This is a genomic window from Listeria goaensis (genome assembly GCF_900186125.1).
GTDB classification, from domain to species: Bacteria; Bacillota; Bacilli; order Lactobacillales; family Listeriaceae; genus Listeria; species Listeria goaensis.
The window spans coordinates 60,177-74,148 of the sequence record NZ_FYBQ01000010.1 but is presented as its reverse complement, the minus strand read 5'-3'; the positions used below and the strand labels follow the sequence as shown (position 1 = coordinate 74,148).

17 protein-coding genes are annotated in these 13,972 nt (G+C 41.7%); 2 read left to right on the top strand and 15 right to left on the bottom strand.

Annotated elements, in window-relative coordinates; genetic code table 11:
- The first annotated feature begins 65 nt into the window (after positions 1–65).
- The gene (locus tag CFT42_RS11415) at positions 66–320 is read left to right on the top strand and encodes a hypothetical protein (protein WP_088816182.1); all 255 of its coding nucleotides are present in this window, start codon (positions 66–68) and stop codon (positions 318–320) included.
- A gap of 167 nt (positions 321–487) precedes the next feature.
- On the opposite strand, the gene CFT42_RS11410 is transcribed toward CFT42_RS11415, so the two are convergent.
- The 8 genes from CFT42_RS11410 to CFT42_RS11375 all read right to left on the bottom strand — a co-directional run bounded on the left by CFT42_RS11410 (position 488) and on the right by CFT42_RS11375 (position 7,887).
- Positions 488–1,090, bottom strand: coding sequence for a hypothetical protein (locus tag CFT42_RS11410; protein WP_088816181.1), 603 nt, complete (start codon positions 1,088–1,090; stop codon positions 488–490).
- A 255-nt stretch (positions 1,091–1,345) separates the two neighbouring features.
- The gene (locus CFT42_RS11405; RefSeq protein ID WP_088816180.1) at positions 1,346–2,119 is read right to left on the bottom strand and encodes a sugar phosphate isomerase/epimerase family protein; all 774 of its coding nucleotides are present in this window, start codon (positions 2,117–2,119) and stop codon (positions 1,346–1,348) included.
- Entirely contained in the window at positions 2,116–3,078 is a 963-nt protein-coding gene (locus CFT42_RS11400; RefSeq protein WP_088816179.1) for an aldo/keto reductase, read from the bottom strand. The genes CFT42_RS11405 and CFT42_RS11400 overlap by 4 nt, the downstream gene beginning before the upstream one ends.
- Before the next feature lie 46 nt (positions 3,079–3,124).
- Positions 3,125–3,847: a glucosamine-6-phosphate deaminase gene (locus tag CFT42_RS11395; protein ID WP_088816178.1), complete on the bottom strand. Its 723-nt coding sequence runs from the start codon at positions 3,845–3,847 to the stop codon at positions 3,125–3,127.
- A gap of 11 nt (positions 3,848–3,858) precedes the next feature.
- A complete protein-coding gene (locus tag CFT42_RS11390; protein ID WP_088810686.1) occupies positions 3,859–5,181 on the bottom strand; it encodes a PTS sugar transporter subunit IIC in 1,323 nt (440 codons plus the stop codon).
- Between the two features lie 18 nt (positions 5,182–5,199).
- Positions 5,200–5,535, bottom strand: coding sequence for a PTS sugar transporter subunit IIB (locus tag CFT42_RS11385; RefSeq protein WP_088810685.1), 336 nt, complete (start codon positions 5,533–5,535; stop codon positions 5,200–5,202).
- The gene (locus CFT42_RS11380; RefSeq protein WP_088810684.1) at positions 5,525–5,860 is read right to left on the bottom strand and encodes a PTS sugar transporter subunit IIA; all 336 of its coding nucleotides are present in this window, start codon (positions 5,858–5,860) and stop codon (positions 5,525–5,527) included. The genes CFT42_RS11385 and CFT42_RS11380 overlap by 11 nt, the downstream gene beginning before the upstream one ends.
- A 14-nt stretch (positions 5,861–5,874) precedes the next feature.
- Entirely contained in the window at positions 5,875–7,887 is a 2,013-nt protein-coding gene (locus CFT42_RS11375; RefSeq protein WP_088816177.1) for a BglG family transcription antiterminator, read from the bottom strand.
- Positions 7,888–8,134: 247 nt separating this feature from the next.
- Here CFT42_RS11375 and CFT42_RS11370 point away from each other — a divergent pair, with 247 nt between their 5' ends.
- A complete protein-coding gene (locus CFT42_RS11370) occupies positions 8,135–8,491 on the top strand; it encodes a DUF2200 domain-containing protein (protein WP_088810682.1) in 357 nt (118 codons plus the stop codon).
- Positions 8,492–8,553: 62 nt separating this feature from the next.
- Here the strand turns inward: CFT42_RS11370 and CFT42_RS11365 are convergent, their stop codons facing one another.
- The 7 genes from CFT42_RS11365 to rpiB form a co-directional block, all read right to left on the bottom strand.
- Complete coding sequence (locus tag CFT42_RS11365; RefSeq protein WP_208611160.1) at positions 8,554–9,006, bottom strand: lytic exoenzyme target recognition domain-containing protein; 453 nt, start codon at positions 9,004–9,006, stop codon at positions 8,554–8,556.
- Positions 9,007–9,244: 238 nt separating this feature from the next.
- Positions 9,245–9,652, bottom strand: a complete 408-nt coding sequence (locus CFT42_RS11360) for a DUF2871 domain-containing protein (RefSeq protein ID WP_088810678.1) — start codon at positions 9,650–9,652, stop codon at positions 9,245–9,247.
- Positions 9,653–9,672: 20 nt separating this feature from the next.
- Entirely contained in the window at positions 9,673–11,070 is a 1,398-nt protein-coding gene (locus tag CFT42_RS11355; protein ID WP_088810677.1) for a deoxyguanosinetriphosphate triphosphohydrolase, read from the bottom strand.
- Positions 11,071–11,159: 89 nt separating this feature from the next.
- Positions 11,160–12,014, bottom strand: coding sequence for a GNAT family N-acetyltransferase (locus CFT42_RS11350; RefSeq protein ID WP_244169968.1), 855 nt, complete (start codon positions 12,012–12,014; stop codon positions 11,160–11,162).
- A 44-nt stretch (positions 12,015–12,058) separates the two neighbouring features.
- On the bottom strand, positions 12,059–12,703 hold the full coding sequence (gene rpe / locus CFT42_RS11345; RefSeq protein ID WP_088816176.1) for a ribulose-phosphate 3-epimerase: 645 nt from the start codon (positions 12,701–12,703) through the stop codon (positions 12,059–12,061).
- A gap of 47 nt (positions 12,704–12,750) precedes the next feature.
- Positions 12,751–13,416 (bottom strand): ribulose-phosphate 3-epimerase, encoded by a 666-nt coding sequence (locus tag CFT42_RS11340; RefSeq protein ID WP_088816175.1) that lies wholly within the window; start codon positions 13,414–13,416, stop codon positions 12,751–12,753.
- On the bottom strand, positions 13,413–13,862 hold the full coding sequence (rpiB, locus tag CFT42_RS11335; protein WP_088810673.1) for a ribose 5-phosphate isomerase B: 450 nt from the start codon (positions 13,860–13,862) through the stop codon (positions 13,413–13,415). The genes CFT42_RS11340 and rpiB overlap by 4 nt, the downstream gene beginning before the upstream one ends.
- Between the last annotated feature and the right edge of the window lie 110 nt (positions 13,863–13,972).

The following is a 13,972-nucleotide window of genomic DNA, read 5'->3' as shown; positions in this document are numbered from 1 at the left end:
ATCTTGCCAAAGAAATTGAAAGAAAGTAAAATAGGCTTAGACATAACATACATTGGAGGCTCAAGATGGCTTTAACACAAAAAAGAAAAGAACTTTGGACCATGTTTTTTTCTATTATTTCTTTATTTATACCATTTGGACTAATCATTGCAATCCCTACATTAATAATTAGCAGAAACGCAGTGCGGACTAATCCAAACACTATTAATAAGAGTACAAAAATCATTTCCATTATAAGTATTGTATTATCAACTGTCATCATTGTACTAATGTTAATTGGTGCCATAACTTTTTTTCTATCAAAAGGTAAAATTAATTGACCAATATCTAAGTTATAGTAATCACTATGCGCAAAGCCGAAACTATAAAATATAGATAGGCTACACCCGCTGCAGCCCTGTACACTAGATTTCAAGTTAACAGCAATAAAACACGCACTGACCAGCCATTGGAGAGTGCGTGTTTTTAATTACAAAAAACTTACTATTCAACTAATCTTAGCATATCCGTTATACTTACCACCACCTGAGGTTCCTTCTACATGTACTGTTATAGTCCCTAACTCAACCCCGTACTCCTTATGAACTAAACTATATTTAAAACGTGATGTCGTTTTTGCTCGATTGTTTGCAATCCAAGCATTTTTTTCGATACGGCTTGTTTTAACAGTTGGGTTATAATTCTTATCCACGTAGCCCGAGGAAGATACTATAGATTTAACCGTCCCTCCACTAGTTGTATACTTAACTGAAACCACATATTTAGTCATAGTAATGCCGAAAAATTTCATCGAATAGCTATGTGTAGCATTACGAGTTTTAGTTACTCCAGCTTTTAATAAAGGTTTTGTTGACTCAAACACATCTTCTGATTCAATAATTACATCCTCATTAGCATCATCTTCGATTGCAGCTTGCATTGCCTCTGGATCACTGAAATAATATGCTAGCTTTTCTTGTTCTTCTTCACTTAAGTTAGCAAGTTCTTCTTTGAGTTCATTGATATCATTTCGAATAGTTTCACTATTGGCATTTTCCACCCCATTTTCTTCTGCTGTTTCTACAGAGTAGTTATCTAAATAACTATCCAAATCACTAAGGATATCCCCCGTCTCCTCTACCCAATTGCAGATGCCCTTACTTGTGTCCCTGTTACTTGCATCAAAGCTAGAGCAATAATTGTCGTTAAAATAGCTTTTTTAATAAATCTTTTCATCTTAATCCCTCTTTTCTAATGATGTTATGACTGTTTACAAGTCTTGTTCATCTAAACACAAATGATAAAAAAAGTCTCTTTAGATATCCACTTGTATTTATTCAAAAGAGGGGGTTGCGCGTGTTTCTATTTAAAGCTGAATCGCTTTTAAGGCTTTGATGCTAGTTGCTAAGCTTTCGAACATGTCTAGCTTGCTACGATCTTGTTCGATGCAGTAAAACTCAACGCCGTTTTGTTCGCCCCATTCGATGATGCTTTTAAAATCGACAGCGCCAGAACCGATTTCCGTTAAGTTATGATCCATATCGGTTATTTCAAAACCCGGGATATAATCTTTCATGTGAACAATTGGGGCGCGCCCGGAGTAGCGTTTGATATATTCGACCGGGTCCACATCAGACGCCGAAATCCAATATGTGTCTGGTTCTGCGTAGATTGAAACGCCCGCTTCGGGGTCGGTAATGAAATCCATCATCATTCGGCCATCAATTTCCGATTTAAAATCGTATTCGGGGTTGTGGAGGCCGACTCGGAATCCTAGCGGCGCCAGTTTATACGCCACGTCTAGCAAAGCCCGCTTTGTTTTCCTGTACCCTACTTCATTTTGGTCTTCTTCTTCGATGTATTTATCATAAATTATTTTACAATCGAATAGGCAAGCTTCGTAAATAATGCCGTCCAAATCGTCGAAGAAACGATCGTGTTTAATGTGCATGCCAACAACATTTAAGTCGTACTTTTTCAGCAATCTCGCAACTTCAAGTGGCGGGTTATTACGCATGCCGTCAAGCTGAACATGTTTGATGCCGAGTTCGCTCACACGGCGCAGTGTTCCTTCCAAATCTGCTTCCATTTCTTTCCGAACGGAGTAAAGTTGAATGGCAATCTTGTCGTGGAAGCTCATCGGTTGTCCCTCCTTAGGTCAAGCCAGTCGACCTCCAGTTGCGTTAAGTGAATATCAGCGGCTTCGATGGAAGAATTCAGCTCGCTCGTCGTTTCTGGGCCGATAACTGCGGCTGTTGGGAATGATTGATGCAAAACGTAGGCGAGTGAAATTTGAATTGGTGTCACGCCTTTTTCTTGTGCCAGTTTTTCCGCTCGGCTGTAACGTTCCCAGTTCTTTTCGCTGTAATACACTTCGACCATTTCGGTGTCTTCCAAATTATCTCTCGTGAACCTACCTGAAAAGAAGCCACCTGCCTGACTTGACCAAGAAAAGAGCGGCAAATCAGTTTGCTCGTGCCATTTTATCATCGTGTCGTCTGCCGAAACGCAGTCTTCCCAGCGCGGACGATTGACTTTTGGCAAGCTTAAATTGGGGCTGTTAAAGCTAAGTGGGGTCAAACCGTGCGTTTGCGCATATTCGTTCGCCTCAATGATTCGCGCTAGCTCCCAATTGGAAACGCCAATCGCATAGACGCGGCCATCTTCTACTTCTTTGTGGAGCGCCTCCATGAGCGGCCCAACTGGGACAGTTTCATCATCGCGGTGAAGCGCAAAAAGTTCCACATGGTCGGTTCGAAGCATCTCTAAACTCGTTGAAATGTCCTCATGAATGGCAGCTGGTGTCACCCGAGGCACGTCTAGCGCGCCACGCACTGGGTGGCAGCCTTTCGTTTGGATAATGACTCGGTCGCGGTTTTTGCGTTCTTCCATCCAGATGCCAATGGCGTTTTCACTATGACGGTAATGTCTTGCGGTATCAAAAATGTTGCCACCGCATTCGAAGTAGCGGTCTAAAATTTGCGCCGCCACGTCCATGTTGTCTGCTCGCAAGAAGTCGCCTGCGCCCATGACAAGGTTTGCACATGGGATTAAAATGTTTCTTCCATCTTTTTTTCCGTTTACTCGAATTTGTTTCAATTTTATCGCCACCTGTTTCTTTTTTGATTAAAATTAGTTTGCAAGTCTAAACGCGTGCGCCCGCTTCCTGATCTACGAAAAACTGAGTACTTGTTGCGTTTTTAAGTAAAGTAGCTGGAATATTTGCGGTTGGTTCGCTATTCATTGTTAATTCGACGATTTCCGCTTTTTTACTGCCGGTTGCGGCTACAATAATCTCTTTCGCCTGTTTAATTTGCTTCATGCTGAGTGAAATTCCATTTGTAAGCGGCAAATCTTGATCAAAATACTTGCTCATCACTTTTTTCGTGACGTCATCAAGTTCGACCACGTGGGCGTTCACATCGACTGGCACGCCTGGTTCATTGAAGCCAATATGGCCGTTCATGCCGATTCCAAGCAAAATGAAATCAATGCCACCTCTTTCGTCAATAAAATGATCGATTCGTTTGCATTCGACCGCCAAATTTTTCGCTTTTCCGTCAAAAAAGCAAACATGGTCAGGATTTATATTTTCCAATTGGTCATAAAAATAATCATAGAGCGTCTGGCGGCAACTACCTTTTGTTTCACGGCCGAGCCCAACCCACTCATCTAAGCCGACAAAATACGCCTTGCTGAAATCAATTTGGCCGTTTTTATTGCGGCGCACAAGTTCCGCCATCGTTTTGAGCGGCGTGTCGCCTCCCGCGATACAAATAAGCGCATCTGGCTTTTCTTGTAAGAGGGACTCAATTTGGTTGCTGATAGCGATTGCTACCGCCTTGTCGTCATCAAATTTTTTTAACATCTTTTTTCCTCCTAAAAATCAAGGTCTAACGCTTCGTGTGCAGCTTGCCGTTCTGAAACGACCGACTCCTGCTTGACGAGGCTTCTTTCATACATTTTGAAGAACGGATAGTACATCAAGGTCGCCGCGGCCAGTACGAAAACGATTAAAATGATGGCGCGCCAGTCCATCGTCGCTAAATATTGTGCGAGTGGAATCGGCGTTCCGCCTACGTTTGCAATTGGAGGGCGAACCCAACCTAAGTGGAAGACAAACCACTGTCCTACCGCAATAATCGGCGTTCCGAGAACAAACGGAATGAATAAGTATGGGTTGTAACAGATTGGCAACCCGAACACGACTGGCTCAGAAATTGTAAAGACGGCTGGCACAACGGAAGCTTTCCCGACGGCTTTTAGTTCTTTCGAGCGACTAAATAGCGCGAGTAACACGAGCGCACCGGTAATCCCAGAACCGGAGAAGCCCATGAAATAGTCCCAAAAATTGGGGGCAAAAACATGCGGAATTGGTTCGCCTGCAGCATAAGCCGCCGCATTCGCGCCCAAGTATTGTGTCATAAATGGCATAACGAAGCCGACTAAAATGGCATATCCGTTTAAGCCGATGAACCAAAATAGCATTTCGAAGAAGCAAATTAAAAAGACTGCGTACGGCGTGTCGATGCTATTAATTGCTGGCGCAAGCATAGTTGTAAATGCTTCTGGAATAATTTGTCCTTTTGTAACCGTTTGCATTAAAATGCTAATGACTACGGATAAAAAGAGGATAACAACGAGCGGCACGATGGCTTCAAACGTTTGAGCAATCCCGTCTGGTAAGCCTTTAATTCGAATCGTGACTTTCTTTTTAATAAAAAAGTGAATCGTTTCAACGGCAAGAAGCGAACCAAAAATTGCGATGAACAAGCCGCGTGAGTCTAAATATTCCGTGCTTAGTTTTCCATCAATAAACTTCGTGTTTAAAACTATGGTCGTCATTACAGCGCCTAGAATGCTATGTAAAATAGGCACTTTTAATTGTTTGGCGTGATTATATGAAATCGTAACGGCCGCATAAAGTGATAGCAAACCGAATGTGAATTGGAAAGGTAAATTTAACATTTCGGCATTATCAACGAAGAACGTTTTAATGGCAGTGCCTTCTGGAAACATATTTCCGATAGCGGAGATAATCAGTGAAAATGAGCCAATGATAAGGACTGAAATAAGGGCAATCATACCATTTTTGATGGACTGGATATGTCGTTGTTTTTCAATTTTGGCAGCAATTGGTTCAAAATACTTTTCCATGAATGCAATAAAGCGCTCCATGATTGATGTCTTATTCGTACTCATGACTTTTCCTCCTAAATTTTAATGGCTTGTTTTAAGAATGATGGCGTCTTTTAAAATATTCGCGCCATTTACTGTGCCATAATCTTTCGTGTCAATGACTTGAATGGGTTTCCCCGCTGCATCCGCAATTTCTTTCAACATTTTAAATTGATGTTTAATTTGCGGACCTACCATGACAACATCAAAGTCTTCAATATATTCGCGTAGCTCGCCAGCAGGATGCGCTTCAATGCGAATGTCTGTATTTTTCAGCTTCTCGCTTCCCGCTGCAATTTCTTTCATTTTTGTGACCATCACACCTGTTGAAGCTCCTAAGTTACAAACTAATAAAACGTGTAGTCTATCAAAATTCATCTTGTGTCGCCTCCTGATTTCCTTTTAATTCGATATACATATCAATCATTTCACGGATTAGCGTAGAAGCTAAAATCGTGTTCATTAGAGTGTCTTGTGCATGTACAAGCAAGACGGAAAATTCCGTTTTATCCCCGCGGATTTCTTCTACCATCAATTCTGTTTGCACTTTATGTGCTTCATTCATCAATCGTTCAGCTCCCGCTAACTTTTCTTCCATTTCACTTTTTTTGCCAGCTTTTGCACATTGTAATGCTTCAACAAGCTGCGAAAAGGAATCTCCAGCAAGTGAAATTAATGAAAATGCGATTTCTTCTGTTTTCATAAAACTACCTTCTCTCATTCATAAATTGCAGATTTCACATAACTATAAATATCTTTGTGGCTTTTGGCTGAAAGAATTCGGCTAACTTGTTCTTCGTTTAGCACTACTTTCATCAGCTGCTCGACTAAACGTCTTGCTTCCTTCGATTCAAAGGCAAGCGTAAAAATCAAACGAACGGGCTCGCCGTAGCGATCAAAAAAGGAAATTCCCTCTTCTAAAACGGTCACTGCCATGCTGTCTTTTAAAACGCCGTCTTTTGGACTCGCATGCGCTAAAACAATTCCGGGAGCAATGACCATATACGGACCGAACGCCTTTAAATGCTGGATGATTTTCTCCGTATAACGTTTTTCAATACAACCTTTTTGGAATAAAACTTCTGTTCCGAGCCTGATGGCTTGTTGCCACGTATTCACATGCTTTTTAGTGACGATAAGCTGCTCTTTGAACTCGATTTCAGGTAGTTCAACATGTTCTTTTTTAGGCTGTTTAGTTAATACGTCTAACAAATCCAGTTCTAGCTTGCTAAGATTGATAATTTGCGTGTTTTCACTAATGATATTCATGATTTCGCTAAACTTATCAATCGCTTGTTTTCTGTTTGTTACGAGTTTCATTTGGAAATGCTCTTGCAACAGTTGCATATCTTCTTTTTGCAAATAACTATGGATGCGAATCATTTTTTTCGATGTGATATCGGGAATTTTAACGGTTGTAATGACATAATCGAACTGCTCCAACATTTTTTGGTTGAATTTTCGAAGGGAGGTTGTCGAAATAGCCGAAAACTCAAACAGCTGATTTAGCTGAACTTGAAGCATATTCGATACAGCCATCCCTTCTGCACAAACAATTAATAACGTTGGACGATTTCGTTCTACAGCAAGGCTTCGTTCAAGTTCAGAAGCAAAATAAATGGCTAAAAACGAAACTTCTTGCGCGCTTGTAGAAAACTCAAATTCATCTTCTAGTTCTTCGCAAATCCGCTTAGTTGCTAGAAAAATTTCTTTGTTGTCGCGCATAAAATCTGAAAAAATTGGATTTTCTACGCTAATGCCACCACGAATTCGTCTAATCATTAAACTAATATGCGACGTAATTTGGTTAAAAAACGCCTGATTGTCTGTCAAAAAATCGGTATGGTAAAGCTCACCCATTTTGATGCAAAGGCGCTTGGCAAATCCAATGACATGCTCAACCTGACCGGCATCTTTAAACTGCTTCACCGTGTTAATAACCGTTTCCAGCCCTTTATCATACACACTCCCGTTATTTTCCCACGTATCATAACGAAAATCCTTAGATACTCCGCGCATTTTAAGAAGCATGACCAAAATGGTAAGGTAGAGCTGGTCATCCACAGTCCTTCTTAAATTTTGCGTAATTGCATCCACTTCCGACACCGTTTCTTCCAAAAGAGAAAGATCAAAAAGATTATAAAAAAAGAGCTCTCCTTTTTTGGATAAACTTTGTTCTGATTCGAGAAACTGATAAAATTCGCGCATATTCATGAATTTAAGCAGCTTTCTAGCAAAAAGTGTACACTTCAAAACAACATCACCAGCAATTTGATATCCGATGCGCGTTTTGTGCACAAGCGCCATGTCATTTAGAAACACATCGCCGTCAATCGCGCGCAAATGATTGAGCACCGTTGACCTAGAAATAAATAGGATGTCCTGAAAATATTGCACGGAAACGGGCTTTTCCTCTAAAAGTAGTTTGAGTAATAAAAATTGTTCCATTTCTTCAGCATCATATTTATATTTTTCTGGTGTCATTTGCTGCTTGAATTTTTTAAAACTTCCGCTAATTTTGTTGCGATTTTCAATCATAACGCCTTTTTTAGGGTGCCTGCTCAGCTTTTCCCCATTTAGTTCCACCAAAAAGGCATCAATTTTTTCCAAACTATAGCGAATATTGCGTTCAGAAGTTTTAAAAACGAGTGCAAGTTCCTTCACTTTCTCATAATCATCACGAGTTAACAGTAAATCGAGTATATCTATGCAACGTCTATCTAATTTCAACTTTATCCCCCACCAACTCTTTAAATTTAGCTTACACGCAAATAAAAACGCTTTCAATTGCGCATATAACTTCTTTTGTCACGAAGTCTGAACAAGAAGTTTTACTTTTATTTTAGCTAGAAAACCGCAGCATATGAATAGGTCTTCCGTCTTTCAATGTATAATTACATAGCGAATTGTATCCCCAAAAAAGAATATCTGTTACACTTAAAATAACGTTTGACTAAAGGAAAGCGAGGAATTTCAAATGACAAAACACCGTATTTTCACAACGAGTTTTGCGAGCGTTTATCCGCTCTATGTGACGAAAATTGAACGCAAAGATCGCACAAAAGAAGAATTAGACACAACAATTTGCTGGTTAACAGGGTACGACCAGGCGGCTTTAGATAAACAAATTGCGGAGCAGGTTGACTTTGAAACTTTTTTTGAAAAAGCACCCGAAATGAATCCAAAGGTGGCGCTCATTAAAGGAAGCATTTGCGGCGTTCGCGTGGAGGAAATCGAAGACCCTTTGATGCAAAAAATTCGCTATTTGGATAAACTGGTAGACGAGCTTGCGAAGGGGAGGAGCATGGAGAAGGTTTTGAGGGAGAATGTGTAAATAAATCAAAAACCGCAAATACACTTTCTAAGTGATTTGCGGTTTTTGATTTAGATAATATGTCAGTATATTAAATGTGTTGTATAGAACAACTCATAATAACCTGATGTTCTCAGCCAAAATTTCCCACTATATTTCATATTAAATTGCGTCCAGTAGTATCCTCCTGTACCTTTCATAGCAGATGATGCACTTATAAGATTCGAGGTGTTAAAAGTAAAATAACTACCTTTGCTTAAAATTTGGTCTAGTGTTCTATCCCCGTTTAAATATACTTCATCTACATCTCCAACCCCAATACCATTATCAGTCCAGTCAAATCCAACTGGAACTAGAGAGTTGCATCTTATTTGCCATATCCCGTTTACTTTTTGCAAATCGTCTACTCTATATATCTTTAAATATAGAGCTGCATCAACACTTGCTGGTTGAGCAAACATTACTACGCTCATTAGCACTACAAGAAATGCTCCCATAATCTTCTTCATTCTTAGCCACTCAATTTTTCTCATCATTCCAAACATCTCCTTCCATTCTCTTTAATTATTTTTAAAATTTATTTGTGAATATAATCACAAATAAATTGAAACTACTTTCTTAACTGTTATATCTCTGGTTTTATTATATCATGGAAGCGCTGTCTTTTTTGTGCCTATTTTATGAACTTTTCTCTTTATTTAGACAATTTAATAGACAAAAAACTGAAATTAGGTAAATTCCGTTTTAGGAAGTTACTTAATTTCAGCTGCAATTTTACTTCTCCACGCGCAATCTTTCATACATCACTAGGAAGAGTGCAATCAGACCGACTGCGAGCAGAATATGTCCCAATCCTGCAATGCCTGACACGGCGGCGCCAGTTTCCTTCCCGATGACGGTCATCGTTCCGTGAAACGTCATTAAGCCGACGGTTAGGAGCAGCCCCGCGTTGTAGGTGTAGTAGAAGATGTTAAATTTTTTGCTTTGCATGATGTGGAAGTTTTTTTCGAGTAAGAGGACGATGATGAATGTGAACATGCCGAGCATTAAAAGGTGCGTATGTAGGACGGAAAGTTGTGTATCGCCGGTAAAATCATTGAATTTCGTAATTTCGCGGTAATAAACGCCCGAAGTTAGTCCTAAAATACAGTAAATTAAAGCTGTGGTTAAAAGTTTTTTCAAAATGGTTCTCTCCTTTTTGTTTAGCGTAAGCCATTTAATTCTTGGTATAAATCTTTCGCATAGCTGTCTGTCATGCCGCATATGAAGTCGGTGATAAGAAGTAAGCGCAGGTAAAGTTTGACCGTTTCGTCTTGCCCGGTAGCGTTTTTGCGATAACACCCGATGTAGTTGTCTGAAATGAGCGATAGCAGACGCTTATCCTTGGCGGTAATTTTTTCAGGCATTGGGCTGTCGTAATAAAGCACTGCCGGAATGTAGCTGTCTAGTAGCGATGTGATGATTTTGTTGCCGGCAATTTCGGACTCGACAACGCCTTGATTCGTGTAAATATATGTAGCGGAAAGGTTTTGCAACACTTGTACAAGTTCAAACGCCTCGGACACGTCGAGAAGTGAATCTTGAAACGTTCCCGCCATAATTGCCGCGTAATTTTCATAAAACTTCTCAAGCGAACGGTTGATTAAATGCCCGCGGACGTTAGACGCAAGCCACTGCTGCGCAATAAATCCGTCTTCTTGTCCCGCATAACGATCGGCTTTTTTCTTTAGCTCATTAAAGCAAGCGGACGTTACCCAATTGTGTTCTGGAACCTCTTCAAAGCCGCGCAAAATTTGCGGAATCGTGATGGTCCCTTTTTTCACACCATCTTCTAAATCCGCGTTTAAATAGGCGATGTCGTCGGCGACTTCAAGCAAGAATGTCAGCGGATGGCGACTATTCCCCGCACCAGTAGCCTCTGTCACTTCGTGAAAAATCGCTTCATCGGCATAAAAATAGCCCAATTTCTTACTCCGAATTTGTTTCTTATTTATTTTTAAAGATGAAACCGGATATTTAATAATCGAGTTCAGTGTGGCGTGAGTCAAATTGAGTCCGTACTCATCAAACAAATAATGCAACTTTGAAACTACGCGTAAAACTTGCGCATTCCCTTCAAAATTATAAAAGTCTTGTTGCATTTGCTCGTTTAAAATGTCTGTTAAAACTTGACCGTCGTATTCAAGCTCCGCCATGTTTTCCCTAAACCATTCACGAATCGATTCTTCGCCAAAATGGCCAAACGGCGGATTTCCCATGTCATGAAGCAATCCAGCGCAAGATAGAATATCAGCCATATTTTCAGCGTGTTCACGCGTAAATGCATCATCTAATTTTTCCGTTAAAATTGTATGAGATGCCATGTTACCCATTGATTTCGCAATCGTTGCCACTTCCATCGAATGCGTCAGCCGCGTCCGCACAAAATCGCTTTTTTCTAGCGGGAAAATTTGTGTTTTATCTTGCAAACGTCGAAAAGACGCACTCATTACAATTCGTTGATAGTCATTTTCGAAAGCACTACGAATATCGGTGCTTTTCGTGCGCGTCACAGAAGATTCCCGGCGCCTTTTGTCATTTAAAAGTTGATCCCACTTCATAAAAAACCCCTACTTTCTCAAAAAATCATGTTCAATTTTCCCTTCTTTCAGTATAACGGAATTACCGCCTGAGCGCGAATAAGAACCTATCAAGGGTTAAAAAGCATCTCGTATTGCTCGAACGTTCTCACAAACCCAACTTCCGTAAGCAATTGGATAAGCGACTCATTTCTAGCATCCACATTAATCGTGCTTAGCGTTTCAAAAGCGAACAGCGCCAAGATATGCGCAAGTAAGGCCGCGCCGGCTTTTTTCGTTTGCGCCCCCATCTGAACAAGCGACTGGCTGGTCGGATTTATGACGGCGTACCCAAGCACTTCCTCCCCTTTTCGGTACGCAAAACACTGGAAGTCACCGCGCAAAGCTAAAATTGCGTGCTGATTGTTCTGCCATGACGGCGGGAATTCAAGCGTGGTTTCAAAATTTGCGACTTGGTCTACTGCTTCTGTCGTGACATGAGTTGACAGTTGTGGCTGAACTTGTGGGGCGTCTAGGCGGAAGCATAAAAAATGCCTCGCGACTTGAAAGCCTTTTTGCTCATAAAGCGCGAAAGCCTTTCGATTTTCCTGCAAAACCTCGAGGACATACGCCGCTGCACCGCGCTCCTTTAGCGTTCGAATACTTGCGTCAAGCATCTTAGAAGCGATTTTTTGCGCCCGAAATGCCACTTTCACACCCGTCCCGAGGTTATAAAAGTTGTTTTCGCGTTCAGCATTTAAAATAAACCCGACCAGGTCGGTGCCACAAAAGGCGCCAACGGAAATATCCGCATGAAATCCCTTGCCGACAAGCATCTTCTGAAAGGCATCCAGACTCGGCTTCATCGGAAGCGCATAATCTGAAAAAGCATCTAAAAATGTCGCGTAAATCGTTTCAACGGAGACGCCGTTTAAGTTTTGGTAATGCATCATTCTAACCGCTCCCTTCATCTTCTCATTATACATGAAAAATCCCTTCTGATAGAAGGGATTTCAGCTTGGAGAAAAACTCATTTTTTCAAAAAATCTGCCGTCACTTTTTTATCCGCACTCTGGAAGAAATACGAGCCTGCGACAAGAATATCGACACCCGCCGCCTTGCATAAATCCGCCGTTTCCTGATTGATACCACCATCGACCTCAATTAGGTAATTTAAATCGTTTTCTTTTCGATATTGGTCTAAAAAAGTCATATTGCGGAGCGTTCCTGGAATAAAACGTTGTCCGCCAAAGCCTGGATTGACCGTCATTTGTAGCACTAGATCCACTTCCGCTAAAACGCTCACTAAACTTTCGGCTGGCGTACCCGGATTTAAAACGACACCCGCCTGGCAGCCCGCTTCTTTAATTTGGTGAATGACACGATGAATATGCGGACAAGCTTCGATATGCACCGAAATAATTTTTGCCCCTGCTTCCGCAAATTTTTCGATATACAAATCTGGATTCGCGAGCATCAAATGCACATCGAGCGGAATGTTCGCCACGCCAGCAATTGCCCCCACCATATCAATCCCAAACGTCAAATTGGGCACAAAATGGCCGTCCATGACGTCAATGTGCAAATAGTCCGCGCCAGCAATTTCGGCTTCGCGAATCGATTCGCCCAGCTGCATATAATTCGCCGCAAGGAGCGACGGAGCTAGAAGCGTCATGCGCGCTCACCTCCCTCTAATGTGAGTTGCATCATCATTTTTCCCTCCTAATCAATTTCCGACCAAATTTTTAAAGACCGCGTCGCATAATCATACGTATCATTTTGATGAAAAAGCGCCGACGTCCCAAGCACAAAGACATCTGGAAGCGCGTCCCGCATGAGCCCCACCGTATGGCCGTTAATATTCCCGTCGACTTCTATAAGCGGAGCATACGGATTATCTTTTATTTTTTCTTTTAAAATAGCGATTTTAGTTAGGACGTTCTTGTTAAATTCCTGCCCCGCAAAGCCTGGATTTACCGTCATCATGAGAACCATATTCACGTGATCCAAATACGGGAAAATGGCCTCAACGGGCGTTTCGGGATTGAGCGCAATCGAAGGTTTAATGTTGTACGATTTAATCCTCCGAATGACCTCCATCGCATCACTCGCAGCCTCCACGTGGAATGACATGTATTCCGGCTTTGCAACTTGAAACATATCCACATATTTAAGTGGCGTTACCGTCGCCAAATGAATATCAAGCGGAATGGACGTTGCCGCACGAAGCGCCGTCAAATATTCCGGTCCGAGTGCCAAATTGTTCACATACACGCCGTCCATAACATCACAATGCAAAAGCTGAATGTCCGCTGCTTCTAGGCGCCTAAGCTCATCTGCCAAATGAAATTGGTCCGCACACATAATCGATGCCGCAATTTGCCTCACCGTAACCCCTCACTTCTTTCGATATTTTCGACTAAAGCAAGCCGTTTTGAATGCCGACCGCCGCTAAACTCGGCGGAAAGCCAAGTATCCACGATTCGAAGCGCGAGCCCCTCGCCTAGCACCCGCTCCCCTAAACACAACACATTGCTATCGTTATGTTCGCGCGTCGCTTGCGCCGAAAAACAGTCTGAAACGACCGCCGCTCGAATGCCCGGCACTTTGTTTGCCGCAATACTCATACCGATGCCCGTCCCGCAAACTAAAATGCCTAAATCCGCTTCTTTATTTGTGACGCTGCGCGCAACTTCCTCTGCATAAGACGGGAAATCGACGCTTTCCGTGCTGTACGTCCCAATATCCGTTACTTCATAGCGTTCTTTTAAATGCTGCACAATGGTCTCCTTCAGACGAAGACCGCCGTGGTCACAACCAATTGTTATTTTCATCCTAATCCACCTTCTGTGCTATAATAATCAGAAGGATGACTGCTTACAATTCCCCAGCCCGCCAGCTTGGTTTTGTAAAAGTTGTCCTTTTTTTGTAAAAGGTTGCAAAA